The following is a 3,405-nucleotide window of genomic DNA, read 5'->3' on the forward strand; positions in this document are numbered from 1 at the left end:
GCCCAGGTGGGGGCGGACCTGCCGCGGGCGGTCCCGGGGCAGGTCCCGCGCCCGGTGGGACGGCGGGGTCGGGTGCGGGGGCGCTCTCGTCGTCGTCGACAGGGACAGCCCAGACCGGTCGCGCCGGGGCGATGCCGATGGGCGGCGTGATGGGCGCGGCCAACGCGGGCCAGAACAGTGATCGGCGAGGCCACACGCCCGCGAGCTACCTGACCAACGCCACCAACACCACCGCCATCATCGGCGAACCGGTCAAAGTCGCCCCGGCCGTGCTCGGACGTCCGCGCGCCGAAGAGCCCGCGCCCACGGACGATGCCTCCGAGCCGTACCGCGGGCGCACCCTCGGCCGCGACTACACCGGCGGAGGCGCGACCCAGGCCTGGGGAGGCGCGACACAGGGCTAACCCGGAACCGGCGAGTCCACCCGCTCGCGAAGGTGGCCCGCGGCCGCGGGACGCCGCTGCCCCCGTCACTCCACGCGTCGGAGACCTGTCGGCGCCGGGAACGGCACCACGATCTCGCGACCGACCTCCTCGATCGCACCGGTGAGGGCGGTGCTCAGCACGATGCGGTCGTCGTAGACATGGGCGATGCGGACGACGGTCTCGCGGCCGCCCTCGTCCATGACAAAGCGATCCATGAGGAACCGCAGGCCCACCCGCTCCAGGACCTGCTCGGCCTCGTGCCAGTCGTCGACCGGATCCATCGGCCGGCCCAACCTGTCAATCGGCACGACCAGCGGCTCGGCGACCGTCATGTCGATCCAGCCGACCACCTCGCCGTCGTCACGCCGGTGCGGCACCCACGACGCGGGGATCACGACCGCCCCACCGGATCCACCACCCGGGTCACGCGGTGACCACCGCCTCCATGACGAGGAACGCCACCAACGGCACGACCGGGGTCGCCACCATCGCGGCCACCACCAGCCAGAACCGTCGACGCCACCACATCAGCCCCACGAACGCTGCGACGGTGACGACCCACGCGGTGATCGGCGTGGCCGCCATGATGGTCTGCCAGCGCGGCTCGCAGATGAGCTCGGTGCTCTCGCGGAAGCAGGTGTCGGCGAGCATCGCGGACAGGCCACCGAAGAGCAGCGCGAGGAAACCCACCGCCACGGCCTCGACGACGTACATGGACAGGCCCAGGCCCCATCGCGCGCGCACGGGATCGCGACCGGCGCCACGGCGACCCTCGCCGCCCGGATCCGCGCCGCCGGTCATCGCCGCGTCAGAACTTGCGGAAGGTGTGGCCGAGCAGCTTCTTCCCGCCCTCGGCGAGCTTGCCCGCCTTGGCCGCGGTCGGGATGAGCGACAGCGCGTTGAGCCGCGACGTGACGTGCAGCCGGGCGGCCCGCTCGGCGTTCTTCCAGCCGCGGGCGGCGAACGCGTCGGCCTCGCCGGCGAAGAAGCGGGCCTCCTCGTCGAACCGCCGACCGTCGAGGGCGCGGACGGAGGAATCGGAGGCGGAGTGCCGGCGGTAGAGGAACGCCAGCGTGGGGTCGTAGATCATGTGACCGCCGCCGGTGATGACGTCCACCAGCAGCGCGAGGTCCTGCACCACGTCCAAGCCCTCGCGGAAGCCGATCCGCTTGACCCACTCGGAGTTCCACGCCAGCGACGGGAAGTAGGTCCAGTTTCCGTGCATGAGCGAGGTCATGAGCTTCTCGCCGTGCAGGACGGTGCGGCCCTGGGTCTTGGGCTGGGTGAACGCCTTGACCGAGTCGGACAGGCCGCGCACGGGCGCTCCGTGCTCGTCGATGACGCTGACGCCCACCTCCATGACGGCGGCGTCGGGCACGGCGGCGAACCCGTCGGCCACGACCTGCAGGTAGTTGGGCAGCATGACGTCGTCGGCGCCCATGATCACCACGATCGGCGCGGTGACCATGTCCACGCACTTGCGGTAGTTGCCGTTCGCGCCGAGGTTGACCTCGTTCTTCTCGTACGAGACCCGCTCGTCGCGCGCGGTGATCTCGCCCATGTAGCGGGCCGGCTCGGGATCCGGGTAGCCGTCGTCCACCACGACGAGGCGGAAGTCCCGGTAGCTCTGGGCGAGGACACTGTCCACGGCCTTCTTGAAGTGGTCGACGTCCCCGTAGTACGGGAGCATCACGTCAATGGCCATCAGGGGAACCGCCGTCCTTCTCTTCACCGGGTTGTCCGACTGATCGCATAGTATCGACCCGCGATGACGGGTGACAGTGTGCGGGATGGCGAGCCGGGCGCGGCGGACGGGCAGGCGGACGGCCTGAGCCCCGTCGGTAACCGCGATGTGTGGCTCATCGTGCCGTGCTTCAACGAGGGCACCGTGATCGAGGAGGTGCTCGCCAGCGCGCGCGAGACGTTCCCCAACATCGTGGCGGTGGACGACGGTTCGGCCGACGACTCGGCCGCGGCCATCCACCACGCAGGGGCGCACCTCGTGCGGCACCCGGTGAACCTCGGCCAGGGCGCGGCCATCCAGACAGGCGTTGAGTACGCCCGCGCCCAGCCCGGCGCGCGGTACTTCGTCACGTTCGACGCCGACGGCCAACACCAGGTCAAGGACGTGCAGTCGATGGTCGGCCGGCTGCGCACCGAACCGATCGACATCATCGTCGGCACCCGCTTCGGCCGCCCGCGCGGCGAGGACGACCAGGTGCCGCTCATCAAACGGCTCGTCCTGCGCACGGTCGTACTGCTCAGCCCCCGCACCCGCCGACTGGGCCTGACCGACGCGCACAACGGCCTGCGCGTGTTCAACCGCCGCGTCGCCGAGGAGCTCAACCTGCGGATGAACGGCATGAGCCACGCCAGCGAGTTCGTCGAGCTCATGGACTCGCACGGCTGGCGGGTCGCCGAGCAGCCGGTCGACATCCTCTACACCGAGTACTCCATGTCCAAGGGGCAGTCGCTGCTCAACGGCATCAACATCCTCTCCGACGGCTTCGTGGGACGGAGACTGCCCCGATGATCAAGGTCCTGCTCCTGCTGGCCGGCGCCGCGCTGGTCCTGTTCTTCCTGGCCAACCGCCGCAAGGCGCGCGCCAAGGCGGGCGTGAAGATCGGGTTCGTCCTGTTCGTGGTGTTCATGGTCTACGCCGTGATCCGCCCCGACGACCTCACGGTGATCGCCAACGCGCTGGGCGTCCAGCGTGGCACGGACCTGGTGCTCTACGCGCTGGTCATGGGCTTCGCCTTTGTCACCGTCTCCACGTACGTGCGGTTCCGCGAGCAGGAGCTGCGCTACTCGCGGCTGGCGCGCACCATCGCGCTGCAGAACGCCGTGCGTCCCGACGACCGGGTCGACGTCCGCGCGATGAAGCCGGCGGCGGACGACGACCCGCTGCGGCCCTGACCCCGCCCGTGGACGACGCCGTGCGGGGCGAGGCCGTGCGTGGCGAGGCCGCGCGTGCCGAGGC

General features: G+C 70.7%; 5 protein-coding genes and 1 pseudogene. 3 read left to right on the plus strand and 3 right to left on the minus strand.

Going from position 1 to position 3,405, the window contains the following annotated elements; all coding sequences use genetic code 11:
* Positions 1 to 404: pseudogene (locus tag G6030_RS11155) on the plus strand (hypothetical protein); the annotation flags it as partial.
* Positions 405 to 469: 65 nt separating this feature from the next.
* Here the strand turns inward: G6030_RS11155 and G6030_RS11160 are convergent.
* The 3 genes from G6030_RS11160 to G6030_RS11170 are packed head-to-tail and all read right to left on the minus strand — an operon-like array spanning position 470 to position 2,130.
* Complete coding sequence (locus G6030_RS11160) at positions 470 to 820, minus strand: hypothetical protein (RefSeq protein WP_182643173.1); 351 nt, start codon at positions 818 to 820, stop codon at positions 470 to 472.
* Positions 821 to 848: 28 nt separating this feature from the next.
* Positions 849 to 1,226: a hypothetical protein gene (locus G6030_RS11165; RefSeq protein ID WP_182643174.1), complete on the minus strand. Its 378-nt coding sequence runs from the start codon at positions 1,224 to 1,226 to the stop codon at positions 849 to 851.
* A gap of 7 nt (positions 1,227 to 1,233) precedes the next feature.
* A complete protein-coding gene (locus G6030_RS11170) occupies positions 1,234 to 2,130 on the minus strand; it encodes a glycosyltransferase family 2 protein (protein ID WP_063935381.1) in 897 nt (298 codons plus the stop codon).
* Positions 2,131 to 2,193: 63 nt separating this feature from the next.
* Between G6030_RS11170 and G6030_RS11175 the strand changes: the two genes are divergently transcribed.
* Positions 2,194 to 2,958: a glycosyltransferase family 2 protein gene (locus G6030_RS11175; RefSeq protein ID WP_241724312.1), complete on the plus strand. Its 765-nt coding sequence runs from the start codon at positions 2,194 to 2,196 to the stop codon at positions 2,956 to 2,958.
* Positions 2,955 to 3,341, plus strand: coding sequence for a DUF2304 domain-containing protein (locus G6030_RS11180; RefSeq protein WP_007629813.1), 387 nt, complete (start codon positions 2,955 to 2,957; stop codon positions 3,339 to 3,341). The genes G6030_RS11175 and G6030_RS11180 overlap by 4 nt, the downstream gene beginning before the upstream one ends.
* Positions 3,342 to 3,405 lie beyond the last annotated feature (64 nt).

The organism is Dietzia sp. E1, assembly GCF_014145015.1.
GTDB lineage: Bacteria > Actinomycetota > Actinomycetes > Mycobacteriales > Mycobacteriaceae > Dietzia > Dietzia cinnamea_A.